We start from the raw sequence: 25,705 nt of genomic DNA, 5'->3' as shown, positions 1-25,705 counted from the left end.
GGGGGGGGGTGGTTCGGGCCCCTTTTGGGGTGCGGTGGGCGCGCCCGGTCCGTTGCCCCGGGGGGGGGGTACGCGGCGGCCGCGCAAACGCGAGCCGGGCCGCGAACGGAACAGGCTCGGTCTCGCTTCGCTCGAAACCTGTGGTCGAGGTGGTGTCCTTGCGTCCGGTGTGACCTCGCTACCAGGGGTTTCGCTGTTGCCGCGGGCCCGAGGTCCGCGCTGGTGGGATTGCTGCCCCTGTTGTGCCGGTTCTACCGGGCTTGCGCGGCGCATGCTCGGTCCCGCTGCGCTCGAATCCTGTGGTTGAGCTGGTGTGCGTCGGGTGGTGACCTCGCTACCAGGGGTTTCGTGGTTGTCGCAGGGCTGATTTCCGTGGGGGTGGCATCGGTGCGGCTGCTGTGCCGGTTTCCTTGAGCTTGCGTGGTGGTGCTCGGTGTCGCGTCGCTCGGATCCTGTGGTCGAGGTGTGTGTGGTTGTGTCGGGTGGTGACGTCGCTACCAGGGGTTTCGCGGTTGCCGAGCGGCCTGGAGGTCCTCTCTGGGGGCACCGCGGCGCGGCGTGTCGGTTCGACCGCGCTCGAAGGTTGGGCTGGTGCTCTTACGTCGGACAGGGCGAGGCCTCGTTGGCGGTGGCGGGGCGCTGATGGTGGCGTCTTGTCCGGGCCGTCGCTCGGAGGAGGGATGGATCGTGAAGCTGCAATCGGACCAGTGCCGAAAGAATCGGGGCCGTGGTCAGCGGGTGAGGCGGCCACGGAGTGTGGCGGTGGTGAATTCGGTGGCGGCTATGCGGAGGCGGTGGTGGCGGGGGACTACCGCGCGGTGGCCGAAGACGGCGTAGTCGCTGCGCTCGATGTGGTGCAGGATGTCCGAGTAGAGGGTGGCCGCGGTGCGGATGGCGGGGCGTACTCGCGGTTCGAGCAGGTCGATGCCGGGTTCGGCGCGGCGGTAGAGGTCGCGGTTGACCGCGATGAGGTGGGCGAGGGCACGTCGGACGCGCGGATCGGTCCGGCCGGTGCGGCGACATTCGAACAGCAGGGCGTCGTCGACGCCGAACGCGGCGAGGGCGTCGGCGGGCAGGTAGACGCGGTCGCGGTCGAGATCCTCCGCGACGTCCCGCAGGAAGTTGGTCAGCTGGAACGCCTCGCCCAGCGCGGCGGCGGCGGGCTCGGCCGCGGACACCGGGACGACCGTGCCGAGCACCGGCAGCAGCTGCAAGCCGATCGCGGCCGCCGAGCCGCGCATGTATTCGCGCAGCTGCGCCATGGTGGCGTAGCGATTACGGAACGCCGGGGCGCCAGGCGCGTCCATTCGCATGGAATCCAGGAACGTCCAGAAGTGCTGCGCGGCAATGTCATAACGGTGGATGGTGTGGGTGACCGCCGCCAGGACGAGGGCGCGCGGCCGCGGACCCGATTCCCAGCTCCGGTCGTTCTGCCGGTCGGCGGAAGAAGCGTGCGGTGCCGCGCTCGCGCTGCCGGGGCGCGATTCCAGTGCGGCCCGCAGGTCCCGTTCGATCAGATCGAGTTCCGCGGCCGGGTCGCGATCGTGTGCCGCGGCGGGACGGCCCGCCCGGTCGACGACGTCGTCCACCATGCGCGCGAACGCGTACAGCGCGTGCACGGCGGGTCGTCGTTCGGCCGACAGCAGCCGGGTGGCCAGGAAATAGGTGCGGCCATGGGTGGCCGCGATCTGCCTGCACTCGCGGTAGGCGAGCGGCAGCAGCGCGGAACCCGGTAGGCGGTCCTCGGTCATGGGGTGGCGGCGCGCGAAGCGGTGGCCTCGCCGGGCGTGGCCGCGACATCGCCCGGCGGCGTGGCGCGCAGGCGCAGCGGGTCCACCGTGCGCAGCGACAGCGCCGCCACGACCGCGGCGAAGGTGGCGGCGACGACGTGCCAGAAGTTGTACAGGCCGATCGAACCGTCCGGCTGGAAGACCAGCATGAGCCAGGTGCACACGCCGACCAGCGCCATCAGCGTCGTGGTGGACAGCGCGAACCCGGCGGCCAGCGCCAGCGGCCACGAGTAGTACCAGGGCAGTGCGGCGGGCGACAGGATGACGATCGCGACGAACGCGATGAGGATGCCGAGCACCGCCTCCCGCTCGCTGTGCCGGAACCGCCACCAGGTCCACGCGAGCACCGCGACCAGGGCCAGCGCGCACATCGCGCGGGTCACCTCGAGCACCGATTCCAGCCGCAGCGGGGTGATCCAGGTGACCGCGTGCGCCATCACGGTCGGCAGCGACAGCCAGTTGATGATCTTCTTGGACCCGGACAACGCCGTCAGCCAGCCGATGCCGACGCCCGCGATGGCCGAGGCGGCGACGAAGACGACCGCGAACACGCTCAGACCGAGCCCCACGATCTTGCCGAACATGAGTGCGGGATGCGGCATGTCCTCGGTGGGCTCCGCGGCGTCTCCGGGTTGCTCACTGGCGGGCAGGTGCGCCGGGTCGCGCCCGACCCGCTGCGCGGCGCGGCGTTCGCGTTCGTGCAACATCCAGATCCAGACCAGGAACGGCAGCGCCACACCCGCGGTGGCCTTGATGGCCACGCCGATGGCGACGACGACGATGCCCGCAACATGGTGGCGCTCCAGCACCAGCGCGATACCCGCGCACATCAGGCCGACCATCAGCATCTCGTTGTGTACGCCGCCGATCAGGTGGATGAGTACCAGCGGGTTGAGCACCGCCAGCCACAGCGCGACGGTCGGCTTGCCGCCGAGGTGCTTGGTCAGATACGGCACCGCCCACATCATCAGCGCCAGGCCGGGCAGCATGACCAGCCGCATCGCGATGGTGCCCGCCACCACGTTGTCGCCGGTCACGGCGGTGATCGCGCGCCCGAGCAGCAGGAACACCGGGCCGTACGGCGCGGTGGTGGTGGTCCACACGGGGCTCACGTTGTCCAGCAGCACACCGGGATTCGCCACCGGACCGACCTGGTAGGGGTCGAAGCCGTCGCGCAGCAGCGCGCCCTGTGCGAGGTAGGAGTAGGCGTCGCGGCTGAACATCGGCACGGCGAACAACAGCGGCGCGATCCAGATGCCGACGATGGCGCGCAACTCGTTCAGCGTCACCTCGGCGTCGGTCCGGTCGCCCGTGCCGATCGTGGCGCGCCCGAGCCGCACCCACGCGGTGATCATGAGCAGCACGCCGATCCAGATGCAGATGGTCGACAGCGCGTAGCCGTGGCCGAACCGCAGCCAGGACAGGTGCATCGCCTCGAGCAGCGGGTCCCGCTTGCGGACACTGCCCGCGCCGAACCCGCCGAACATGATCATGATCGCGCCGAAGAAGCCGAGCAGTGCGGCATGGCCCTCGGGGCTTCTGGCGAAGTCGGCGGAGGTGCGGACCCACCACAGGACACCGCGAGGGGTGGCCGATTCGCGACCTGCGGAGGCGGGCGACGAGGAGCGGACGTCACCGGCGGAGGCGGCCTCTGCGGTGCGCGTTTCGGGGGATGCCATCTGGTGTCGGTCCCCCCGAATGGTCGGCGGTCGCAACCGCGAGCGAATAGGTCGGCGCTTAGTTTACGGCGTCGCCTCGAACACTATCCGGCTGGTGCGCGGGGTTCCAGGCGAAGTGGGCGCGATCGCGCGAGCAATACGGTTTGCCGCCAGTTTTCCAGAGAGCAGGGCGGTCGGCACGCCCACGCCAGGAGTGGTGCCGCAACCAGCGATAACCACGTTGTCGCTGGAACGCGGGAAATTGCTCGGCCTGAAGGGACCGGTCTGGCGGAAGAGGTGAGCGGCGGAGAACGGCGTGCCCGCGAGCATGCCGCGGTCGAGCCACGTCCGCGGTGTGTCGAGCCGGTCGACGGCGAAATGCTCGGCGATGCCCCGATAACCGCGCGCTTCCAGCACGGCGAGCAGCTCGCGGAGATAGGCGGGGCCGAGACGCGGCCAGTCCAGCGGCGCCGCCGAAAGATTCGGGCACGGCGCCAGCAGGGAGAACGGCTCGTGACGTCCGTCGGCGCGTTCGATGAACAGGCTCGGATCGGTCAGCGCGGGCCGGGTCAGCAGCAGCGAGGGGTCGCTCATCAGCCTGCCGTGGCCCCGGCGGGCCGTGATCTCGGCGAATGTCCGATCCCAGGCCTGCCCGAACTCGATGGTGTGGTGGGCCTGCACCGGCCAGTCCGCCGCGACGGCGGCGGGGACGGTGCCGTGCGCGACGACCGCCGACGGCGAAGCGCGCAGCCCGCGCCGGGGCCGCACGCCGAGCCGGTCGAGCGAGCCGAGATCTGCGGTGAGCACCAGCGCGTCACAGTCGAACGAACGCCCGTCGGCAGTGCGAGCGCGCCGGGCGCGGCGGTCCGCGTAGTCGATCCCGACCACTTCGGCGTTCAGTTCCAGCGTGCCGCCCGCCTCGGTGAACGCCTGCGCCAGCGCAGCGGCTATCGCCCGCATCCCGCCCTCGGGGAAATACACGCCGAGCGAGGTGTCCATGTGCGGGATCGCGCCGTACACGGCGAGCGCCCGCGCGGGCGGCATGCCCGCGTAGAGCGCCTGGAAGGTGAACAGTCGCGCCAGGCGCGGGTCCCGCAGGAACCCGCGCACCCGGGGACCGAGCCTGCCGAAGCCGCCGAGTCGCACCAATTCGGCCAGGGCGCGGCGCTTCTCGGGGACGCGCACCATATCCAGCGGCGAGTCGAAGTTGGTGTCCATGAACTCGGTGAACTCGGCCGCGTAGACCCGCGCCAGCCAGGCGCGCAGCCGCCGGTATCCCCGTGCCTCGGCCGGGCCGCAGGCCCGCTCGACTTCCGCGGCCATCGCGTCCGGATCGGCGAAGACCCTGATCTCGGCGCCGTCGGCGAACCGGGCGTGATAGCCAGGAGCCAGCCGGTGGATGCGCAGCGGGGGCACGCAGGTCTCCGGGGCGCGGCCGACGGCGTCGAGCGCGTCGGTGATCAGTTCGGGCAGCGTGAGGACGGTGGCGCCGGAATCGATGTCGTAGTCGGCGCCCCGGTAGCGTCCGACCCGGCCACCGGGGTGGTCGGCCCGCTCGAGCAGCGTCACCGTGCGACCCGCACCGGTCAGATACAGGGCGGCCGAAAGCCCGGCCAGTCCCGCACCGACCACCACGACGCGATCGGTCGGTCCCGCAACGGTTCTCATCGGAGTCTCCTCGCCGTGGCGCTCACGCGGCACGCTTGGTGGCGGCCAGCGCCATGGCGCGCAGCCGTTCCTTGGCCGCGGGCGTCGCCGAGCTGGCCTCGATGGCCGCCAGGCCGGTGTCGGTGAGTTCGGTGATGCGGCGCTCCACTTCGTCGACCGCGCCGAGTTCGACCAGCAGAGCGCGCAGCCGCTGCACCTGCTCCGCGCTCAGGTCGGTGCCGATGCTCGAGCGCAGCAGCGCGGCCGCGGCGGGATCGGCGTCGTCGGCGCGTCGCAGCGCTTCGGCCAGCAGCACGGTGCGCTTGCCCTCGCGCAGGTCGTCGCCGGAGGGCTTGCCGGTGACCGCCGGATCGCCGAACACGCCGAGCAGGTCGTCGCGCAGCTGGAAGGCGATCCCGATCGCGGTGCCGAACTCGCGGTAGGCCTCGATCAGCTCCTGACCAGCGGCGGCGATCGCGGCGCCGAGATGCAGCGGGCGTTCGACGGTGTAGGCGGCGGTCTTGTAGCGGTTGATCCGCAGCGCGGCCTCGACCGATTCGTCGCCGCCCGCCTCGCCGCTGATGTCGAGCAGTTGGCCGCCGAGCACCTCGGTGCGCATGTCGGCCCACACCGGCGCGAACCGGGCGATGGCCGCGGGGGCGAGGCCGGACGCGTGCACCATGTCATCGGCCCAGGACAGCGCCAGATCTCCGATCAGGATGGCCACGCTGGCGCCGAAGTGCGCCGAGTCGCCGGACCATCCGCGGTCGCGGTGGCGCTGCTCGAAGTCGACGTGCACGGTGGGGAATCGGCGGCGGGTGCGGGAGGAGTCGATGATGTCGTCGTGGACCAGCGCGCACGCCTGGACGAGCTCGAGCGCGGAGCACGCGGTGAGCACCGCAGCGGCGTCGGGGGCGTGCGGATCGCCGCCCGCTCCGAGCCAGCCGGTCCACGCGAACGCCGGCCGGGTGCGTTTCCCGCCGCGGAGCACGAACTGCTCGAGTGCGTCGGTGGCCTCGACGAAGACCGGGCCGAGGCGCTCGGTCGTCGAGCGGCGGGTGGCGAAGAAATGGGTCAGGGCGTCTTCCACGGCGGTGACGAAGGCGGGGGTGCCCGGCTGCGGCACCGCTGGGCGCGGCGTCTGAGTACCGGTTGCGGCGGACAGAGGAGCCTCCAAGGTCGTGCGGATGGTGGACGCACGGGGTCGCGGAGGGTGCCCGGGCGCTGCGGATGATTCGGGGCCGAGCGAGGGGCAGTCGCGCGTGTCGCTCGGCGTGGCGAACAACTCGCCCGATGCGAAGAATACGCGGAGGGTCCGAGCGACCCGACAGGGCCGCCACCGGCCACCTCTACACTGAACCGGTGACTTTCGACAACGTGCGGGGCGGCTCGACCCCTGGCCGGGCGTCCCGGACGCACCCGAACGTCTCCGCCACACCGTCGGTCGTGGAGAGTCTGCGGGCGCACGCGGGGCACGCGGTGCCGTTCTCCGTGGAGTTCAATCCGCCGCGCGACGCCGCCGCCGAAGCGCGGCTGTGGCGCGCCGTCCGGCAGTTCGAGTGCATGCACCCCGCGTTCGTATCGATGACCTACGGCGCGGGCGGTTCCACTCGCGACCGCACTGTCCGCGTGACCGGGCAGCTGGCGCAGGAGACGACGCTGCTGCCGGTCGCGCACCTGACCGCGGTGGAGCACAGCGTCGCGGAGCTGCGCTCGCTGGTCGGCGCGTACGCCGACTCGGGCATCCGCAACATCCTGGTGCTGCGCGGCGACCCGCCCGGTGACCCCCTCGGCGAGTGGCACAAGCATCCCGACGGCGTCTCCTACGCCGAGGAGCTGGTGCGCATCGTGCGCGACCTCGGCGATTTCCACGTCGGCGTGGCCTCCTTCCCGCAGGGCCACCACCGCTCGCCGGACCTGGCGACCGACACCGCGTTCCTGGCCGCGAAACTGCGTGCGGGAGCGGAGTATTCGATCACCCAGATGTTCTTCGACGTCGAGCACTATCTGCGTCTGCGCGATCGCCTCGTCGCGCTCGACCCGATCGAGGGCGCGAAGCCGATCATTCCGGAGCTGATGCCCATCACGTCGCTGCGCACGGTGCAGCGCGCCGAGGAGCTGTGTGGCAGGCCGCTGCCCGCCGCCGTGCTGGACCGGCTGCGCAAGGCGGCGGGCGACGACGGTGAGGAGAACGCCGCGGCGGTGCGCGCGGCGGGCATCGAGATCGCCACCGAGATCGCCCAGCGGCTGATCGACGAGGGCGCGCCCTGCCTGCATTTCATCACGCTCAATTTCGCCAAGGCGACCAGCGAGGTGCTGACCAACCTCGGTTACGGCGTCACGGCGACTCCGGTCAGCGCCTGACCGCGCACGGGGTCCTCTGATCACGGCGCGTCGAGCCGGCGGTGTTCAGCGGTGCGTACGGGTGGTCGTCCGGAACGCATGTCGAGTCGAACGGCCGATCACCGGTCGGGCGATCGTCCGAAACGTGCGCGTCGAGCCGAGTCGGCGATCACCGGTCGGGCGAGTGTCCGGAACACGCGTCGGGCCGAATCGGCGTTCAGCGGTAGCGCGCGGTGCTCCGGTGCCGGTGCGGCCGAGCCGAGTCGGCGATCACCGGTCGGGCGAGTGTCCGGAACACGCGATGGGCCGAATCGGCGTTCAGTGGTAGCGCGCGGTGCTCCGGTGCCGGTGCGGCCGGGCCGGACGCCGATCGACGGAACCCGGGCGAGATGATCCCGGAGTCTGCCGGTGCGCACGAGGACGCACCGGCAGGGCACCGGTCAGGCGGCGCGAGCCGCGCGCAGTCCCCATGCCTCGGCGAGCAGCCGATACGATTCCAGGCGATCGGCGTGCTGATGAGTGATCGTGGTGACGAGCAACTCGTCCGCCCCGCTGACGCGTTGCAGCGCGGCGAGCCGTTCCGCGACCGTGCCGGGTGATCCCACGAACTGGGTGGCAAGGCGGTCGTCGACCAGACGCCGCTGCTCCGCGGTGAGCGGCGCGATGGTCGCCGGATCGGGATAGTCGGCCGCTCCCGCCCCGCTGCGGATGCTGTGCACCCAGTGACCGTAACTGGCGGCCAGCCGCTGTGCGGTCGCGTCGTCCTCGGCCACGACCACGTCCGCGGAGATCACCACGTACGGCTCGGCCGAGTCGGCGGACGGGCGGAACGCCGCCCGATACGCCTCGATCGCGTCCAGCGCGGTGCCCGGCGAGACGTGATAGGCCGCGGCGAACGGCAGCCCCAGCCGCCCGGCCAGCTCCGCGCTCTCGCCGCCGGTACTGCCGAACAGCCACAGCCGTACCTGTGCGTTCTCACCGGGAACAGCGTGCAGCGCAACGCCTTCCGGGCTGACGAAACTACCGGCCAACAGGGCGCGCACCTCGCCGATCTGCTCGGCGAAATCCAGCGGCTCCGCGCCGCGCTGCTGCAACGCGCCCACCGAGGCGATGAATTTCGACCGGTCCAGGATGCGGCCCGGGTCGAACGGCGGCGGAACGACCACGCCGTCGCGGATCTCGGTGCGCCCGGTCACCGCGTCGACCACCGGTTTACCGCCCTTGTTGCGCCCGGCTTCGGCCCCGAACTGGCTGCGCCGATGACCCGACCGGCCCAGCCCCAGGTCGAGCCGGCCCGGGTACAGCGCGTCGATCGTGCCGAACGCCTCCACGATCGAGGCCGAGGTGTGATGACCTACCTGCACGGCCGCCGAACCCACGCGGATGCGCTTGGTGGCCGCGGCGACCAAGCCGATCAGGGTGATCGAGGAGGAACTGGCCACCCTGACGAAGTGGTGCTCGGCCAGCCAGTACCGGTGGTAGCCCCACTGTTCGGCGTGCTGGGCCAGATCGACGGTGTTGCGCAGCGCCTGCTGCGCGGTGGAGCCCGCGCTGATCGGGGACAGGTCCAGGATCGATAGGGGAACGGACCCGCTCATGCCGCACGCCCCTGCCGCGGATCCTGCTCGCCCGCTTCGATGGCCACGCGCAGCCGGTTCTGCGCGGGCGCCACCGGGCAGGTCGCGAAATCGGTGAACGCGCACGGCAGATTCGCCGCGCGGTTGAAGTCCAGCACCACCGTGCCGTCCGCCTCCGGTGCGCCCACGGTCAGTGACCGTGCGGCCGGGTAGGTCGTCACACCGCTGGTCGCGTCGGTGAACAGCACGCGCAGGTCGTTCCGGTCGCCGAACGCGACGACCCGTTCGGTCACCTCGCCGATGCGGAATTCGATGGTGCCCGCGGCGCTGTGGTGGTGTTCGAGTCCCTCGATCACCGCGCCGGTGACCACGGTCCGCTGTTCCTCGAACGGGGTGAACCGCCCGGAGAGCACCCAGCGTGGATCGGGTCGATACGACGGGATGCCGTCGAAGGTGAGCAGGGCGGGGGAGGCCGGGTCGTGCACCCGGACGGCGTAGCGACCTGTGCGGCGGATCACCTCGAGCACCCGGCGCTCCTGCCGGACGTGCAGTCCGGGCGCGCCTTCGGCGGGGGTGACGATCTGCACGCCGGCGATGCCGAGCCCGTCGTACTCCAGCCGGTCGGCGGGCTGGGCGGTGATGAACACCTTCTCGTCGGTGACCCACCAGGTGCCGGGGACATCCGGCAGCCGCTCGGGGCGGTCGGTGAGCCAGTGCAGCCCGGTCAGGCTGAGAAAGCCGAGCGGGTCGCGCAACTGGTCCTCGCGCGCGTGGTGCCAGCGCGCCCACTCGGTCTCGAAAACGCTGGTGATGCTGGTGGTCATGACGCTATGGCTCCTTCGTGGGCGGTGGTGCGACGGTGGGGATGGCGCAGGCCGAGGTGGTCGCGCAAGGTGGTTCCGGCGTACTCGGTGCGGAAGCTGCCGCGCTCCTGGAGTTCCGGGACGACCCGGTCGACGAACTCGTCGAGCCCGTGCGGGGTGAGGTGCGGGACCAGGATGAATCCGTCGGCGGCGTCGGATTGCACATAGGTGTCGATCTGCTCGGCGACCGACGCGGGCGTGCCGATGAACTGCTGGCGCGCGGTGACCTCGATGATCAGCTCCCGGATGCTGAGCCCGCCCGCTTCCGCCTTGGCCCGCCAAGCCTCGGCGACCGCCCGGGGGTCCTTGGCGTGCCGTACGCGGCCGCGGGTGACGGTGACGTTGTCGGCGGGCTCGACCTCCGGCAGCGGGCCGTCCGGGTCGTAGCCGGAGAGGTCGCGGCCCCAGACCTGCTCGAGGAAGGCGATCGCGGTCTGCGGACCGACCTGCTGCAGGCGGATGTGCCGGGCGCGCTCCTCGGCTTCGGCCTCGGTGTCTCCGAGGACGAAGGTGGCGGCCGGGAGGATCTTCAGCTCGTCGGGGGTGCGCCCGTATTTGGCCAGGCGGCCCTTGAGGTCCGCGTAGAAGCGCTGCCCGTCCGCCAGGGTGCCGTGGCCGGTGAAGATCGCGTCGGCCGTGGCCGCGCCGAATTCCCGGCCGTCGTCGGAGTCGCCCGCCTGCAGCAGCACCGGGTGGCCTTGCGGGCTCGGCGGGAGCACGAATCGGGCGGCGATGTCGAATTGCGTTCCGCGATGCCGGGTTTCCGGGATGTCGCGGGCGAACACCCCGGCCTCCCGATCGACGACCAGGGAGTCCGCGGCCCAACTGTCCCACAACGCCCGGGTCACCTCGACGGTCTCGGCCGCGCGGCGGTAGCGCTGCCCGTGCTCGAGATAGCCGCCGCGCCGGAAGTTCGCGCCGGTGAACGCGTCGGAGGAGGTCACGACGTTCCAGGCCGCGCGCCCGCCGGAGAGGTGGTCGAGCGAGGCGAATTGCTTGGCCAGCTCGAACGGTTCGTTGTAGGTGCTGTTGATGGTGCCGGCAAGGCCGAGCTTCTCGGTCACCCCGGCCAGCGCGTTGAGCACGGTGAAGGTGTCCGGCCTGCCCACGACGTCCAGATCGTGGATGCGGCCGAGGTGTTCGCGCAGACGCAGTCCTTCGGCGAGGAAGAAGAAGTCGAACAGGCCGCGCTCGGCGGTCCGCGCCAGATGCTCGAACGACGCGAAATCGATCTGGCTGCCCGACTCGGGATCGCTCCAGACGGTGGTGTTGTTCACGCCGGGGAAGTGGGCGGCGAGGTGGACGGGCTTGCGGGGCTTGTCGGTCACGACAGCGTGCCTTCCGTGCTGGTGGCGTAGCGGCTCGCCGGGCGGGGCAGGCCGAGGCGAGCGCGTAAAGTGCCCGCGGGCAGCGGTTTCCGGTCCAGTGCGGACAGCAGACGGACGGCGGCGGGAAGCGCGAGGGGGCGCAGGACCACGCCGTCGGCGGCCTCGGCGGCAGCCACGTCCGCGAGCAGTTCACGCAGCGTCGCGGTGGTCCCGACGTGGCGCAGGGCGGTCGGCGCGGGGGTGCGGACCGGGTCGGCCCAGCTGTCCAGAGTGTGGACGTCCACACGTGCCGTGTCCGGGGAGTCCGCCAGATGGATGTCCAGATCCAGCAGCACCTGCACGCTGTCGGGGTCGCGTCCCGCGGCCGTCAGCGCAGCACGCACTTCGGTGCGCCGCGTCCGTGCCGCGTCGAGATCCGCCGCGTCGATCCGGATCAGGTCGGCGCGGCGCAGCGCGACCTCGGTGTCGGCCGCGCCGTCTGCGCGCACCGCGACGATCGGCTGACCCTGGGGCGAGCGCGGAGTGATCGATGGCCCCTTCACCGCGAAGTTGTCGCCGGTGAAGTCGATGTAGTGCAGTTTGTCCCGGTCGACGAAGCGGCCGGTCGCGGCGTCGCGGATCTCCGCGTCATCCTCCCAGCTGTCCCACAGCCGGGTGACGACATCGATCGCCTCGTCGGCCTCGTGCCACAGCGCGGCCGCCTCCTGTGCCGGTTTGCGTCCGAACGCCCGCGCCTGCTCGTCTCCTTCGGAAACGGTGACCTCCCAGCCCGCCCGGCCGAGCGTGGCGAAATCCAGGCTCTGGAACGCCTTCGCCAGATGGAACGGCTCGGTGTGGGTGACCGGCGCCTGCGGGATCAGGCCGACGCGGTGAGTGGCGGCGGCGACGCGGGCGGCGATCGCGACCGCGTCGAGCCTGCCCCGGGTGGCGCCGGGGCCGCCGGGCTGCAAGCCGAACGAGTCGGGCAGGAACACCGCGTCGACGCCCGCCCGCTCGGCCGCGACGATCAGATCGACCCAGTACCGCCCGGTGAACAGGTCTTCGGCGCGTGAGTCGGCACGCCGCCAGGACGCGGGGTGCGCGCCGGTCCCCGCCGCCTCGACGGCGAGGAAGAGGCCGGAATCCGTCATCAGGCCGTGCCCTCCGCGTCGATCTGCTGCCGCAGCGCCGGGTGCGTGCCCGCTCCTGCGACATCGGGGGCCGAGAACAACGCCTGCTGCCACAGCGCGGCGCGTATGCCGGGCGAGGAGCGGACGACGCGGCGGTCCCGCTCGGCGCGGACCGGTGCGACCGCGTGGACCCGCGCGTTACCGGAGATCTCGGCGGCGCGCGGGGCGCGCAGGCGGGTGCGCCACCAGCGGGCCGGGTCGGCTTCGAAGGCGGCGGGGTCGGCTGGAACGTCCGGCGCGGCGGCCGGTTCGGCGTCGGCGTCGGGCTTCCGGTTGAAGGCGGAGTACACCATCAGGGCGATCCTTTTCGGTCGGTGCCACCATGTGCTCGGCTTGTGGCCGGTGGTGGGCTCCGGTGAGCGGGGAGGGGTAATCGCGGAGGACGAGACGGCGGGTTCCGGGCGGCTGCGGCACGGAGCCCAGCGCCGCCGGTTCAGCACGCGGCTGTGGCGGTAGGTCGGATTCGGCATCAGGACACGCCTTTCGCCAGGGCGGGCGCCGGTATGGCCGACAACAGTTCACGGGTGTACTCGTGGCGCGGATCGCCGAAGATCTCTGCGGTGCGGCCGGATTCGACGATGCGGCCGTGCCGCAGCACCGCGACGTGATCGCTGATGCGGCGCACCACAGCCAGATCGTGCGAGATGAACAGGTAGCTCAGCGACAACTCGGCCTGCAGCCGGTCGAGCAATTCGAGAATCTGCGCCTGCACCGAGGCGTCCAGCGCGGAGACCGGTTCGTCGAGCACCAGCAGTTCCGGATGCAGCGCCAGCGCCCGGGCGATGGCGACGCGCTGACGCTGTCCCCCGGACAACTCGGCGGGCCTGCGCTGGGCGAAACCGGGCGGGAGCGCGACCTGCGCGAGCAGTTCCGCCACGCGGTCGCGGCGCTGCGCGCGGTTCCCGATGCCGAACGCGCGCAACGGTTCCTCGACGATCGCACCGACCCGCCAACGCGGATCCAGTGAGGCGTAGGGGTTCTGGTACACCACCTGGAAGCGTTTGCGCAGTGCGCGCAGCCGCGACCCGCGGGCCCGCGACAGCGACTGCCCGTCGAAGGTGACCTCGCCGCGGTCGGGTTCGGTGAGCCGCAGCGCGATCCGCGCGGTGGTGGACTTGCCTGATCCGGATTCGCCGACCAGCGAGAGGGTCTCGCCGCGACCGAGTTCGAAACCGACCCCGGCCACCGCCGTCACGCTGTCGCCCCCGTGCGCCCGGAAGGTCTTGTGCACCTCGCGCAAGACCAGTAGCGGCTCGCCCGTCCTGGGCTTGGGCTCGCGGTAGCCGTCGGCGGGCGCGAGGCTGGGTGAGGCGGCGAGCAGGCGCTTGGTGTACGGGTGGTGCGGCGTGGCCAGCAGTTCGGCGGTGGCGCCGCTTTCCACCACCTCGCCGCCGTTGAGCACGACCAGGCGGTCCGCGCGTTCGGCGGCGACGGCCAGATCGTGGGTGATCAGCAGCACCGCCGTGCCGCGCGCCGCGATCTGCTCGGCGAGCCGATCCAGTACCCGGCGCGCGACGGTCGCGTCGAGCGCGCTGGTCGGCTCGTCGGCGATGACCAGGTCCGGTGCGCAGGCCAGCGCCGAGGCGATCAGCACCCGCTGGCGCTGCCCGCCGGAAAGCTCGTGCGGGTACTGGGTGGCCCGTAGTTCGGGCCGGTCCAGTCCGGCGTCGGTCAGCAGCTCGATCGCCCGCGCCCGTGCCGCTTTGCGGTCGGCCAGTCCGTGTACCAGCAGCGATTCGGCGACTTGGTCGCCGATTCGCCGGACCGGATTCAGCGACAGCCCGGGGTCCTGCGGGACGAAGCCGATGCGCGCTCCCCGCAGCCGCCGCAGCGCGCGTTCGGAGCCGGTGTCGACCACGGCGCCGTCGAAGGTCACGGTGCCACCCGCGATCTCGGCGTTCGCGCCGAGCAGGCCGATCACGGCGTGGGCGAGCGTGGACTTGCCGGAACCGGACTCGCCGACCAGCGCCACCACCTCGCCGCGGGCCACGGTGAGTGACACACCGTCGAGCGCGGTGACCGGGCCGGTGTCCGAGCGGTAACGAACCCGCAGGTCCTCGACGTGCAGCAGTGGAGATGCCGGGGCGCTCACGCGCGTTCTCCCTTCCCGATCGCGCGGCCGAGGCGCTGCGCGGCGAGCACGACGGCGATGATGACGAGACCGGGCAGGGTGGTCATCCACCACGCGGTCGCGAGATAGTTGCGGCCCTCGGAGATCAGCGTGCCCCACTCGGGCGTGGGCGGCTTCGCGCCGTAGCCGAGGAAGCTCAGCGCCGACACGGCCAGCACCGCCATGCCGAATTCCACCGCGGCCAAGGCGAGTACGGGCTGGATGGAATTGGGCAGCACGTGCCTGGCCAGCACCGTGTACCAGCGTGCGCCCGCGGCGTGGGCGGCCTCCACGTACACCGCCTGGCGCACCCGCAGCACTTCCGATCGCATCACGCGGGCGAAATTGGCCACCAGCGAAATGCCCACCGCCAGCGCTACGTTGCGGGTGCCGAAGCCGAGCGCGGTGACCAGCGCGAGCGACAGCAGCAGCGAGGGCACCGACAGCAGCACGTCGACCAGCCGCATGACGACGGCGTCCACCACGCCGCCGACCGCGCCGGACAACAGCCCGAGCAGCGCCCCGGCGACCAGCGCTATGCCCACCGCGGCCAGGGTGGCGGTCAGCGAGAGCCCGGCGCCGTGCACCATCCGGGTGTACAGATCGCGCCCGAGATTGTCGGTGCCGAACCAGTGTCGAGCGCTCGGGCTCTGCAACTTCTGCGCGGGCACGCCGGTCAGCGGGTCGCCACCGGCGAAGACCGACGGCGCCAGCGCCCACCCCACGGCGAGCAGCGCGACGGCGCCCGACACCAGCAGTCCGGCATTGCCGCGCAGAGTCTTCCACCGCACGGCCGGTCGTCGCAGACCGGTCAGCACCGCTGCGCGCTGTTCCTCGGTGACGTCAACCACGGGTCCGTACCCCCTCGGCGAGTGGTGCGCCGAGCAGGAGCCCGGCGTTACGAATGACGGGAGCGGGGTCAGGCACGGACGATCGCCTCCTCGCCGGTGTCGGCGGCGGTCTGCTCGGACTCGCCGCGCACACCGCGAGAGCGGGCGGCGATGCGCGGGTCGAGCATCGGATACAGCAGGTCCACCGCCAGATTCACGCTGACGAACACCACTGAGGTGAGCAGCACGATGCCCTGCACCACGGGGATGTCCTGCGCCAGCACCGCGGTCTGGGTCAGCCGCCCGACGCCTTGGCGGGCGAAGACCGTCTCCACCACCACCGATCCGGCGAGCATGTTGCCGACCAGGACCCCCGCGATGGTGAACGCGGGCACACTGGCCGGGCGCAGCACGTGCGTGCGCCGCACCCACCAGCGCGACCCGCCCTTGGCCAGGGCCACGTCGACGAACGGCTGACGCCAGGTCGTCTCCAACCCGGCGGTGAGCACTTGTGCGATGACCGCGCCGATCGGCAGGGCCAGGGTGAGTGCGGGCAGCACCGTGCCGGCGAAACCGTGTCCGCCGAATGCCGGAGCCAGCCGCAATTGGAACGAGAACACTTGCAGCAGTAGCAGTCCGGTCCAGAAGGTCGGCACCGAGACGCCGAGCGACGGCAGCGCGGCCAAGGCGTTGCGCAGCCAGGGCCGCCGGGTCTGGGTGGCCGCGAACGCCAGCGCGACGCCGCCGACGACCGCGAAGAGCAATGCGGTGCCGGTCAATTCGAGCGTGGCGGGCAGCGCGTCACCGATCGCGCCGGTGACCGGCTGCCCGGTCGCGATGGAATGCCCGAGGTCGCCGCGCACGGCGTGCCCGAGCGCGGTCGAATACTGTTCCCACAGCGGCCGATCCAGCCCGTAGCGGGCCTGCATCTCGGCGATGGCGGCCTTGTCCACCGGCGTGCCTGCGCCGCCGCCGTCGGCCGCGATCGAGATCGGGTCGGCGGGCAGCAGGTACAGCACAACGAACGACAGCGTGAACGCCGCCCACAGCACCCAGATCGCCTGCAGTGCCCGCAGGGCCAGATAGCGCGCCATGACTACCGTCCGCTCAGCCAGGTGTCGAAGAACTGCAATCGGGCGGAGGCTTCGAACTTCAGATCGCGCGTGTTCGCGCTCGCGCCGATCGCCTGGGACAGCTCGACGGTCGGCAGCTGCAGTCCGGCGTCGAGCACCTGTTCCTGCGCGGTGCGGATGAGCCCGTTGCGTGTTGCGGCGTCGACGGTGCTGACCTGCCCGTTCAGCGCGTCGTCCAACGCGGGTACGGGGCCGCGCGCGTTGAGATTGCGCCCTTCGAGGCCGAAGGTGGTGCGCAGGATGTCACCGTCGGCGCGAGTGGTGTTGCCGTAGAAGGAATCGAAATCCTTGCTGCTCTGGCGCGCCGTGGCCTCCGCCGACGACACCAGGTCCAGCTTCAGCTCGACGCCGACCTGCCGCAACTGCTGCTGCACCAGTTCGAGGATCGCCTGGTTGCCCGCGAACACCTGGCTGAACAGCACCGAGAACGACAACCGCTCGCCGTTTTTCGTCCGGACGCCGTCCGCGCCGGGCAGCCACCCGGCCTGATCCAGGAGCGTGCGCGTCTTCGCCGGGTCGTAGGCCAGACGCGCGGAGAGGTCGGTGTAGCCGGGTGTGGTGCTGGCGAGTGTGCTGGTGGCGGGCTTGAATTGCGGGCCGAGCACGGTGTCGACCAGTTGCTTGCGATCGATGGCGGGCAGCAGGGCCCGGCGCACCGCCGGATCGCGCAACGGACCTCTGGTGACGTTGAGCTGCAAGCCGAACGGCACACCCGGGTTGGCGGTGCTGAGCACCCGGCCACCCGCCGCCTCGATCTGCGGAGCGTCCTGCGGCAGCGCGTCGCTGATCGCGTCCAGCTGCCCGGAGGCGAGACTGCCGGTGCGGACGCCGGATTCGGGCACCACGGTGAACTCGATCTTGTCCAGGTAGGCCTCGCCCCGATGGGCGAACACCGCCGAACCCCAGTGGTAGCCGGTCCGTTTGGCCAGCGTCACCGCGGCGTCCTGGCGGTAGGCCGCGTAGGTGAACGGTCCGCTGCCGACGTTGTCGCCGAGGCAACGCTGCTCGGCAGGCTTGGCCGTGGTCACGTCGGCCAGGATGCCGAGCGCCGCGGTCGAGGACGCCTGCAGGAACGGTGCGTTGGGCTTGCTGAACTCGACCCGGGCGGTGAGCCGGTCCACAGCCGTGGTCCCGACGTAGCCGGTGAGGTAGCTGCTGCCCAGCGGCGCCTTGCCCGAGCCGATCTTCACGACCGAATCGAACGTGTTGCGCACCGATTCGGCGGTGAGCGGCGTGCCGTCGCTGAAGGTGACGCCGTCGACGAGGTGGAAGGTGAAGACCTTCGCGTCGGGGCTCGTCTCCCAGCTCTGCGCCAGCCACGGCTTCAGCTCGCCGGTGGCCGGGTCCTGGTCGGTCAGCGAATCCACGATCTGCCGGGCGACGTACAGCGTCTGATTGGTGCCCGCCTGGGCGGGATCCGAGCAGGTCGGCGCCTGCGACAGGCCGTAGCGCAGTACACCGCCCGGCTGGGGCGGGCCCGCGTCGCCGCCGGGCGCGGCCGAATCACTGCCGCAGGCGGCCACGGTGGTGGCCGCGGCGAGCGCGCCGGCCAGCGCGACGATTCGGTGACGGGTTCGGATCACGGGGCAACTCCAGATACTTCGGGGCGGGGGAGCTCCTCGCCCTGGTCGGGGTCGGTATCGGCGACACCGGTCGCCAACGGTCGGCTGGGGATGCGGCGGCGCAATTCCGGCGCCACCTCGGCTTGGAACAGCTCGAGGCCGTCCAGGTACTGCCGCTCGGGGCGGCCGTCGCGTTCGGCGGACAGGTGGATCACCTCGTGGCCGAGGTGCTCGTGCTGGCGGCCGACCTTGTCGATCACCTGCTCCGGGCTGCCGATCAGCGCCGAACTGCGGGCCACGTAGTCGTCGAGGGTCTCGAACACCACCGGCAGCCCGCGTTCGCGCGCCAGCGCCAGCCGCGCTTCGAAGATCGGCGCGTAGGCCGCGAGCGCCTCCTGCGAGGTGCGCGACACCTGGAATCCGGCGGTGCCCGCGCCGACCAGCGCGTCGGCGGGGTCGTGGCCGTGGAACGCCCAGCGCTCCCGGTAGTGGCGCACCAGCTCGGCATACGGCTCGATCGGGTTGGTGACGTTCGCCGAGAACAGTGGATCACCGTGGCGCGCGGCCAGTTCCACCGATTCGCGGCTGGTGGCGCTGCCGTGCCAGATCCGGATCTTCGGCTGCCACGGCCGCGGCAATGCCTTGGCCTCGCGCAGCGGCGGACGGAAGCGCCCCGACCAGGTCACGCTGTCACCGGCCCACAGGGCGCGGAACAGTTCGTAGCCTTCGCGATTGCGGTCCCACTGGTCGTCGGGCGTGACGTGGTACAGCTGCGCCTGTGCGGCGCCGTTGCCCTTGCCGATGATCAGCTCGAGCCGCCCGCCGGACAGGTTGTCCAGCGTGGAGTAGTCCTCGAAAGCACGCACCGGGTCGAGCAGGCTCAGCGTGGTCACCGCGGTGAACAGCGTGATCCGCGAGGTGAGGGCGGCCAGGTGGGACAGGATGACCGGCGGCGCGGCGGACAGGAACGGCTCCTCGTGCCGCTCGCCGACGGCGAATCCGTCGTAGCCCAGTTCCTCGGCCAGCCGCGCCTGGCCGACGACGTCGCGCAGGCGTTCCCGGGTGCCGGGCAGGCGGCCGGTCCGCGGGTCGGGTACCCGGGTGACCAAGGTGAACAGCAGGAACTTCACGCGATCGCTCCCAGCGCGGGCAGCTGCTTCTCGAAGGGGTGCGGCCCGATCTGTTCCGCGGGCAGGTCCGGGTCGTAGAGCGCGCGGTAACCGGCGGCGAGATAGAGGGCGACCGCTTCGGGCTGACGCGGTCCGGTGGTCAGGTAGATCCGCCGGTAGCCGCGGCGCGCGATCTCGGCTTCCAGCCGCTCGAGTACGAACAGGCCGAGCCCTTGCCTGCGATGCTCCCGCGAGGTCCAGATCCGCTTCAGCTCCGCGGTGTGCGCGTCGTAGCGCTGGAACGCACCGCCCGCCACCGCTTCTCCGTCGCGGGTGACGACCAGCAGTGCGCCGTGCGGCGGCGCGAACGCGGTGGCCGGGTGTTCGCGCAACGAGGCGTGCACCTCGCCGGGCGTGCGACCGTAGCGGCTGCTGTACTCGAGGGCGAGTTCGGCCAGCAGAGGCGCGGCCAAGGGATCGTCCTGGGCGACCCGGTGCACGCGCAGCGTCGGGGTCGAGAGCGGTTGTGTCATCGGCTCAGCGCTTCTTCGGCAGGCCGGGCGGGTTGATCCGCGATTCGGTGACCTTCTCGCTCTGCAGGCCCCAACGGTCGATCACCTGCTGATATGTGCCGTGCTCGATGGCGTAGGCGAGCGCGTGCTGCACGGCGGTGATCAGCCCGTTGTCCTTCTTGGTGAGCACCGCGATCTCGCCTTGCAGCGCCTCGCCCGCACCGGAGAAGGTGCCCACGATCCTGGTCTGCTTCGCGGTGGCCGCGTGGTAGATCGCCGTCGGGTTCGGCCCGAGGTAGCCGTCGAGCCGCTGCGAGGCCAGCGCCAGGTAGTAGTCGGTGGTCTGCTGGAAGTAGGCGATGTCGATCGGAGGCAGGCCCTCGGCCCGGTTCTGCTCGTTCCACTTCACCAGCAGCTGCTCCTGATTGGTGCCGCTGCCGACCCCGATCCGCTTGCCCGCCAGGCTCGTCCGATCCTTGTATTCCAGCTTGCTCTGGATCGGCACCTCCAGCGCGACGTTGTCCTTGCGGTAGGTCGCGAAGTCGTACTTCTCCTTGCGTTCCTCGGTGACGGTGACGTTGGAGATGAACGCGTCCACCTCACCGGAGTCCACCCGCACGAAGTTCTGCGACCAATCGGCCACCTGCGCATCGAGTTTCAGGCCGAGGATGTCGGCGACCAGCGAGGCGAAGTCGATCTCCGAGCCGACCACCGTCCGGTCGTCGGTGGCGTAGAACCGCAGCGGCGGCGCTGCCCCGGACGTGCCGGTCACGACCAGCGTGCCACGGTCGCGGATCGCCTTCGGCACCTCGGCGGCGATGGCATCGACCTTGGCGGCCCGAACGCGGCCGGACTGGGCGGGGGAGAGGTCGAAGGTGACCGAACCGGCGGGCTGCGCGGCGCTGTCCGCCTCGGGTTCGGTGCAGCCGGTGGCCAGCAGCACGACCGCGGTCGCGGCGGCGGTGACCAGGGCGGAGAACTTCATCGGATACCTGTTCGTCAACGGACTCGGGAAAGGAACGCGCGAGTGCGCGGGTGTTCGGGATGGTCGAGAACGACCGAGGGCGGGCCCTGCTCGACGATGACGCCCTCGTCGAGGAACACCACGGTGTCGGCGACCTCACGGGCGAAGCCGATCTCGTGGGTGACGATCACCAGCGCGGTGCCGCCGTGCGCCAGATCGCGGATCACGTCGAGCACTTCGCCGACCAGTTCCGGGTCCAGCGCGGAGGTGGGCTCGTCGAACAGGATCACGCGGGGGCGCAGCGCCAGCGCGCGGGCGATCGCAACCCGCTGCTGCTGCCCGCCCGACAGCCTGCGCGGATACGCGTCCGCCAGGTGCCCGATGCCGACCCGATCCAGCAGCAGGCGTGCCTCGCGCTCCACCTCGGTCCGATCGCGCCGCTGCGCGGACAGCGGTGCGAGCGTGACGTTGTCGAGCACGGTCAGATGCGGGAACAGATTGAACTGCTGGAAGACGAAGCCGATCCGGGAGCGCTGCTTGCGCACCGCGTGGTCGGGCAGCGCGTGCAAGCGGTCGCGCCGCAGCCGATATCCGATCAGCTCGCCGTCGATGTGCACGGTGCCCGCGTCCAGCGTCTCCAGATGGTTCACCACGCGCAGCAGGGTCGACTTGCCCGACCCGGACGGGCCGATCACGGCCACCACCTCGCCGGATCGCACGGTGAGATCGATGCCGCGCAACACTTCGTGCGAGCCGAAGGATTTCCGGACGCCGCGGACCTGCACGGCGGGTGTGGCGCTCATCGGGTCGCTCCGCGCGGTGCGGCGGGACCGACCTCGGCGACCTCACGCAGCTTCCGCCACGCGCGTTGCAGCGGCGTCGGCGGCGGCGTGCGGTGCGCGCCCTTGGCGTAGTGGCGTTCGATGTAGTACTGCGCCACCGAGAGCGCCGTGGTGAGCACGATGTACCAGACCGTCGCGACCATCAGCAGCGGCACCACCCGTCCGTTGCGCCCGTAGATGACCTGGACCTGGTAGAACAGCTCGGCGATCGCCATCACCGACACGATCGAGGTGCCCTTGAACAGGCTGATCACCTCGTTGGCCGCGTTCGGCAGGATCGAGCGCATCGCCTGCGGCACCACCACCGTGCGGAATTGCCGCAGCCGTGGAATCCCCAAGGCGGCGGCGGCTTCCAGCTGACCAGCGTCCACCGAGATGAACCCGGCCCGGATGATCTCGGCCGAATACGCCGCCTGATGCAGCGCCAAGCCGATCACGGCGGCGGTGAAACCGCTGATCACCCCGTTCACCTCGAAGGTGAACAGCGCGGGCCCGAACGGGATGCCGACCGAGAGGGTCCGATACAGGTAGGCGATGTTGAACCAGAACAGCAGCTGCACGATCAGCGGGATCGAGCGGAATGCCCAGATGTAGACCCACGCGATCACCCGCAGCACCGGGTTGTTCGACAGCCGGGCGATCGCGAGCGCGGTGCCGAGCAGAAAACCCAGCGCCGTGCCCCACGCGGTCAGCTCCAAGGTGACCCGCAGCGCCGATAGCACCGACTCGGCCGTGATGTACCGCGCGAACGTCGGCCAATCCCAGCCGGGATTGGTGGCCAGCCCGTGCACGAACTGGGCGAGCAGGATCAGCGCGACGGCACTGATCACCCAGCGCCAGGGATGCCGGGTCTTCGCGACGGTCGGCGTCGCGCCGGTCTCGGTGGGGGCCGGTGTTCCGGTCGGGTCCGGTTCGGTCGGCGCGGCGGCCTCGGGGGCGGCGTCCGGCGCGGTGGACGCGCTCATGACGGGTCCTCGATGATCACTTCGGTTCCTCCATCGGTCCCGGCGGAAGCACCCGCACCCGGTGACCGGGGGGTTGCTGCGACGTCGACGAGCCAGGTCTCTCGGTCGCTCTGGATGGTTGGCGCCGACCCCCCGTCAACGGATGTCAGGGGCGAGCCGAATCATGATGCCCAGCAAGGGAAGCCTGGAACAAGAGAAGTAATCACCGTGAGCGTAGATCTTGTCGACGCCGATTCATCGGATCTTTGTAGTAACCGGGCGTGCGCTGCTCTGCCGAGGGCGAGGTGAGATTCCTCGCTTCGCCGATCCCGGGCGCGTGGCGCCGGACTGGGATGGTCCGATGCAGCATACGGCTATCGCCGACGCTGGGGAACGCCGGTGGGCTACGCGGAGGTCCGTTCCGGGCAAACAGGACTCGCCACGAAATTGCTGTGTGCAATCTCGGCTGCTGATTGCGTTTGCCGGAGTACTGTCCCCCTCGATCGTTCCGCCGATGAGGAGGTTTCGTGACCATATTGCGCCGTCTGACCCAGTTGTCCGCTGTCGCGACCAGTTCGATCGCCTTCGTGCTCGCCGGGCCGGGGGCCGCGTTCGCGGCTCCGGATGCCACGATTCCCGCGTTCCCCGAGGACTCCGTGCCGATCGCCGCTCCCGGTGACCTGTTCGGCGCGTATCAAGCCGCGCTCGACGCGTTGCGCGCGCTCGGTATCCAGCCGTTCGCGTACCCGAGCGCGTCGGCGTTCTGCCTCGACAACACCACGGCCGGTCTGGCGCCCGCCGTGGCAGGCGCCATTCCGGGGCCGTGGCCGAAGACCACCGTCCAGATTCCCGGCCAGGACCTCAGCGCCGTCAAGGCCGGGCAGGCCATGTTCACCTTCGTGCCCTACGGGCTCGGACCGGACGGCCCGAATACCGCCGGAATGCAGGTGAGCTGGCTGAATCTGAGTACCGGTCGCAGCGGCACCGCCGCCATGGGGCCGCTGCCCGAGGTCGCGCGTTCGATGGTTCCCGCGGCCGTTCCGCCGGAGCAGCGGCCCGCGGCCGAGCAGGCGATCCGGGACTTCCTCGTCGCGTCCCTCCCGATGGGCGGGGTGCGCGCGGTCCCGGTGGACACCGGGAAGGGCACCGTGCTCGCCGCGATGTTCGGCACGGTGCAGAACGGCGCCAAGTCCTGCTTCTTCCTGCCGACGGTGGGAATTACCCCGGTGCCATGAGATTTCCGTCACCGTGGCACGGCTGCTCAGGGAAGCGGCCGACCTTTCCAGCGGGCCGTGCCGCGGCGCCGGGCCAGGTGTGATCGCACCCACAAAAGCAGATACACCGCCACCGACACCGGATGCGCGACGGCGGCAGGCAGGTCCGAAGGTTTCAGCGGGCCGCCGGTTTCGGTCGAGCGGGCCAGCAGTCGCCCGGCGACGGCGGCGAGCCAGCCGGCCAGGCCCGCCCGGCGGTGCGCCCCGCGGCCGAACACCGCCACTGCGGGCGGCACCCAATAGGCAAGGGCGGCAACCAGTCCCACCGCCGCTCCACCCGTTATCGTGCCGTCGTAGGCCGACCAGAGCCAGCGGGAGTAGCCCGCGTCCAATTCCGCGGCGTCGCGATACATCCTGGTGCGGGCCAGCGGTCCCGCGGCCACCAGAACCGTGGAATGACCGGCTCGCCGCAGCGTACGGGCGATGTCGAGGTCTTCGGTGACGCTTCCGGCCACCGCCGTGTGGCCGCCCACCGAGCGGTACGCGGCGTTGTCGAACACGAGGAACTGCCCGCAGGCCACCGCCGTGGCGGGCCGCAGGCTCCGGTCGGCCGCGGTGACCGGCAGCGTCGAGGCCCACGACCAGCACAGCAGGGGTTGCACCAGCGCCTCCGCCACCGAGCCTGCCACCTGCAGCGGCCAGGGGGAGACCAACGCGGCGCGTCGTTCGCGCAGCGCGCCGACCGCCGCCGCGAGCGCCGTCGGGGCCAGCCGCACGTCGGCGTCCAAGAAGATCAGCACCGGCGTCGACACCTCCTCGGCCAGCCGGACGCAGGCGGTGGCCTTTCCGGTCCAGCCGGGGACCGGATCGGACTCGCTGTGCAGCAAGGTGAAACGCGGGTCGCCGTCGATCGCCGCGCGGGCCGCGGCGCCGGTGTCGTCGGTGGACGCGTCGTCGAGGACGCGTACCGCCATGCGCGGCACGCCCACCTGGGCGCGCAGGTCGCCGATCAGCTCGGGTAGCCGGTCGGCCTCGTCGCGCGCCGGGATACAGACGGTGACCGGTTCGATCACCGTCGTCGGGGTGTTCGTCAACCGCCGTACGGTGATCCGGTTGTACAGCGCGATGCCCGCGCCCAACACGGCGACCGCGGCGGCGAAGGACGGCAGGATCGAGTTCGCGCGCAACGTCTTCGGCAGGTCGGCACTCACCATGTGGGCCACGCTATCGCGGCACACCGACCTGTCGCTCAGCGATTCTGCGTCACCGAGCGCCACCAGCGGCTGAGCGAGAAGCCGACCTCCGGCGCGCCGGGCGCGGCGGGGTTGCGGTCCATGTACGCCATGGCCGCGACGATGGCGGCCACCGCGAGCGTGATGCCGCCCGCGATGCCCGCCCAGCCCGCGAACGAGCGGGTGTTCGGGTCGGCGTAACTGACCTCGGCGCGCAACGTGGAGACATCACCGGGCGGCAGCTTCCAGGAGACGACGTTGTCGCCCTCGCGGCTGCCGTTGGTCTTTGCGACGCGGGCCGGGAACGCGATGGTGAACTGCACGTCCGAGCCGTGCGGCGGCACCGATTTCAGATCGACCCGCCCGCTCAGGCTGACCAGGTCGCCGGTGCGCTGGAATTGCAACTGGAACATGCCCTGGGTCTGCTCGGACAGCCCGCCGAGCTGCTGCACCTCGCCGAACGACAGATCCTCGAAGAAGACCTGGCTGCCCATATATCCGTCCTGGGCGTACGGCTCCACCCGCACCTTGGCGGCCAGCGTCTCGGGCGCCTTCAGCTGCGGGCCCTTGTCCCCGGCGTCGGCGGGCACCACGGCGGCGACGATCCGTCCGGACACCCGGTCGTTGGACGAGACCCCCATCGAAACCTGGACCCGCAGGCACGCTGCGAGCATCGGGACCAGCATCGCCGCGAGCAGGACGACCGAAGCGGCACGCGCGGCACGGCGTGGGACCCGCCGCGGCGGGCGATCCGGGGTATCGAGCTTCGTGGTGACGGGACTCGGCTGCACGGGTGACATCGTGCCAGGCCGTCCGCCCGGAATGAAACGCGCCACTCATCGCGCGCGTCGGCGCGCCGAGTGCGGGGAATCACGCCG

At 71.2% G+C, this 25,705-nt stretch carries 22 protein-coding genes and 1 riboswitch; of the genes, 2 read left to right on the top strand and 20 right to left on the bottom strand.

From position 1 onward, the window contains the following. Window positions 1–731: 731 nt before the first annotated feature. The 4 genes from ACL03I_RS33965 to ACL03I_RS33950 form a co-directional block, all read right to left on the bottom strand. Window positions 732–1,751, bottom strand: a complete 1,020-nt coding sequence (locus ACL03I_RS33965) for a phytoene/squalene synthase family protein (RefSeq protein WP_355079593.1) — start codon at window positions 1,749–1,751, stop codon at window positions 732–734. Then, entirely contained in the window at window positions 1,748–3,469 is a 1,722-nt protein-coding gene (locus ACL03I_RS33960; RefSeq protein ID WP_412807994.1) for an alpha-(1->6)-mannopyranosyltransferase A, read from the bottom strand. Before ACL03I_RS33960 ends, ACL03I_RS33965 begins: the two co-directional genes overlap by 4 nt. Before the next feature lie 63 nt (window positions 3,470–3,532). Beyond that, window positions 3,533–5,116 (bottom strand): phytoene desaturase family protein, encoded by a 1,584-nt coding sequence (crtI, locus tag ACL03I_RS33955; RefSeq protein ID WP_412807993.1) that lies wholly within the window; start codon window positions 5,114–5,116, stop codon window positions 3,533–3,535. A 22-nt stretch (window positions 5,117–5,138) separates the two neighbouring features. Next, the gene (locus ACL03I_RS33950) at window positions 5,139–6,272 is read right to left on the bottom strand and encodes a polyprenyl synthetase family protein (RefSeq protein ID WP_397281772.1); all 1,134 of its coding nucleotides are present in this window, start codon (window positions 6,270–6,272) and stop codon (window positions 5,139–5,141) included. 185 nt (window positions 6,273–6,457) lie between these two features. Between ACL03I_RS33950 and ACL03I_RS33945 the strand changes: the two genes are divergently transcribed. Further along, the gene (locus ACL03I_RS33945) at window positions 6,458–7,459 is read left to right on the top strand and encodes a methylenetetrahydrofolate reductase (RefSeq protein WP_355079598.1); all 1,002 of its coding nucleotides are present in this window, start codon (window positions 6,458–6,460) and stop codon (window positions 7,457–7,459) included. Between the two features lie 419 nt (window positions 7,460–7,878). Here ACL03I_RS33945 and ACL03I_RS33940 read toward each other — a convergent pair whose 3' ends face one another. The 14 genes from ACL03I_RS33940 to ACL03I_RS33875 all read right to left on the bottom strand — a co-directional run bounded on the left by ACL03I_RS33940 (window position 7,879) and on the right by ACL03I_RS33875 (window position 22,402). Continuing rightward, window positions 7,879–9,036: an LLM class flavin-dependent oxidoreductase gene (locus tag ACL03I_RS33940; protein ID WP_355079600.1), complete on the bottom strand. Its 1,158-nt coding sequence runs from the start codon at window positions 9,034–9,036 to the stop codon at window positions 7,879–7,881. After that, on the bottom strand, window positions 9,033–9,839 hold the full coding sequence (locus ACL03I_RS33935; RefSeq protein ID WP_379253072.1) for a DUF1684 domain-containing protein: 807 nt from the start codon (window positions 9,837–9,839) through the stop codon (window positions 9,033–9,035). The genes ACL03I_RS33940 and ACL03I_RS33935 overlap by 4 nt, the downstream gene beginning before the upstream one ends. Continuing rightward, entirely contained in the window at window positions 9,836–11,206 is a 1,371-nt protein-coding gene (locus ACL03I_RS33930; RefSeq protein WP_355079603.1) for an NtaA/DmoA family FMN-dependent monooxygenase, read from the bottom strand. The genes ACL03I_RS33935 and ACL03I_RS33930 overlap by 4 nt, the downstream gene beginning before the upstream one ends. Next, the gene (locus ACL03I_RS33925) at window positions 11,203–12,336 is read right to left on the bottom strand and encodes an LLM class flavin-dependent oxidoreductase (protein WP_355079605.1); all 1,134 of its coding nucleotides are present in this window, start codon (window positions 12,334–12,336) and stop codon (window positions 11,203–11,205) included. Before ACL03I_RS33925 ends, ACL03I_RS33930 begins: the two co-directional genes overlap by 4 nt. Continuing rightward, window positions 12,336–12,668 (bottom strand): hypothetical protein, encoded by a 333-nt coding sequence (locus ACL03I_RS33920; protein WP_355079607.1) that lies wholly within the window; start codon window positions 12,666–12,668, stop codon window positions 12,336–12,338. Before ACL03I_RS33920 ends, ACL03I_RS33925 begins: the two co-directional genes overlap by 1 nt. Before the next feature lie 176 nt (window positions 12,669–12,844). Next, complete coding sequence (locus ACL03I_RS33915) at window positions 12,845–14,467, bottom strand: dipeptide ABC transporter ATP-binding protein (RefSeq protein WP_412807992.1); 1,623 nt, start codon at window positions 14,465–14,467, stop codon at window positions 12,845–12,847. Then, complete coding sequence (locus ACL03I_RS33910) at window positions 14,464–15,261, bottom strand: ABC transporter permease (protein WP_412807996.1); 798 nt, start codon at window positions 15,259–15,261, stop codon at window positions 14,464–14,466. Before ACL03I_RS33910 ends, ACL03I_RS33915 begins: the two co-directional genes overlap by 4 nt. 143 nt (window positions 15,262–15,404) lie before the next feature. Beyond that, window positions 15,405–16,409, bottom strand: coding sequence for an ABC transporter permease (locus ACL03I_RS33905; protein WP_412807991.1), 1,005 nt, complete (start codon window positions 16,407–16,409; stop codon window positions 15,405–15,407). A 2-nt stretch (window positions 16,410–16,411) separates the two neighbouring features. After that, the gene (locus tag ACL03I_RS33900) at window positions 16,412–18,031 is read right to left on the bottom strand and encodes an ABC transporter substrate-binding protein (protein WP_355079613.1); all 1,620 of its coding nucleotides are present in this window, start codon (window positions 18,029–18,031) and stop codon (window positions 16,412–16,414) included. After that, the gene (locus tag ACL03I_RS33895; protein WP_355079615.1) at window positions 18,028–19,140 is read right to left on the bottom strand and encodes an LLM class flavin-dependent oxidoreductase; all 1,113 of its coding nucleotides are present in this window, start codon (window positions 19,138–19,140) and stop codon (window positions 18,028–18,030) included. Before ACL03I_RS33895 ends, ACL03I_RS33900 begins: the two co-directional genes overlap by 4 nt. Beyond that, window positions 19,137–19,652, bottom strand: coding sequence for a GNAT family N-acetyltransferase (locus ACL03I_RS33890; protein WP_412807990.1), 516 nt, complete (start codon window positions 19,650–19,652; stop codon window positions 19,137–19,139). Before ACL03I_RS33890 ends, ACL03I_RS33895 begins: the two co-directional genes overlap by 4 nt. A gap of 4 nt (window positions 19,653–19,656) precedes the next feature. Continuing rightward, a complete protein-coding gene (locus tag ACL03I_RS33885; protein WP_412807989.1) occupies window positions 19,657–20,616 on the bottom strand; it encodes an ABC transporter substrate-binding protein in 960 nt (319 codons plus the stop codon). Window positions 20,617–20,630: 14 nt separating this feature from the next. Beyond that, window positions 20,631–21,398 carry an amino acid ABC transporter ATP-binding protein gene (locus tag ACL03I_RS33880; RefSeq protein ID WP_355079621.1) on the bottom strand — a complete coding sequence of 256 codons (768 nt, stop codon included), beginning with the start codon at window positions 21,396–21,398 and terminating at the stop codon, window positions 20,631–20,633. Then, window positions 21,395–22,402 (bottom strand): amino acid ABC transporter permease, encoded by a 1,008-nt coding sequence (locus ACL03I_RS33875; protein ID WP_412807988.1) that lies wholly within the window; start codon window positions 22,400–22,402, stop codon window positions 21,395–21,397. Before ACL03I_RS33875 ends, ACL03I_RS33880 begins: the two co-directional genes overlap by 4 nt. Window positions 22,403–22,429: 27 nt before the next feature. Further along, a riboswitch (SAM riboswitch) is annotated at window positions 22,430–22,523 on the bottom strand. Window positions 22,524–22,908: 385 nt separating this feature from the next. Here ACL03I_RS33875 and ACL03I_RS33870 point away from each other — a divergent pair. Next, complete coding sequence (locus ACL03I_RS33870; protein WP_412807987.1) at window positions 22,909–23,616, top strand: hypothetical protein; 708 nt, start codon at window positions 22,909–22,911, stop codon at window positions 23,614–23,616. A gap of 26 nt (window positions 23,617–23,642) precedes the next feature. On the opposite strand, the gene ACL03I_RS33865 is transcribed toward ACL03I_RS33870, so the two are convergent. Both ACL03I_RS33865 and ACL03I_RS33860 read right to left on the bottom strand, forming a co-directional pair. Continuing rightward, window positions 23,643–24,809 carry a glycosyltransferase family 2 protein gene (locus ACL03I_RS33865; protein ID WP_355079626.1) on the bottom strand — a complete coding sequence of 389 codons (1,167 nt, stop codon included), beginning with the start codon at window positions 24,807–24,809 and terminating at the stop codon, window positions 23,643–23,645. 35 nt (window positions 24,810–24,844) lie between these two features. After that, on the bottom strand, window positions 24,845–25,627 hold the full coding sequence (locus ACL03I_RS33860) for an LppM family (lipo)protein (RefSeq protein ID WP_379253084.1): 783 nt from the start codon (window positions 25,625–25,627) through the stop codon (window positions 24,845–24,847). Between the last annotated feature and the right edge of the window lie 78 nt (window positions 25,628–25,705).

The sequence above is a fragment of the Nocardia sichangensis genome, assembly GCF_047200615.1.
GTDB classification, from domain to species: Bacteria; Actinomycetota; Actinomycetes; order Mycobacteriales; family Mycobacteriaceae; genus Nocardia; species Nocardia sichangensis.
This window is presented reverse-complemented; position numbering and strand designations above follow the sequence as displayed.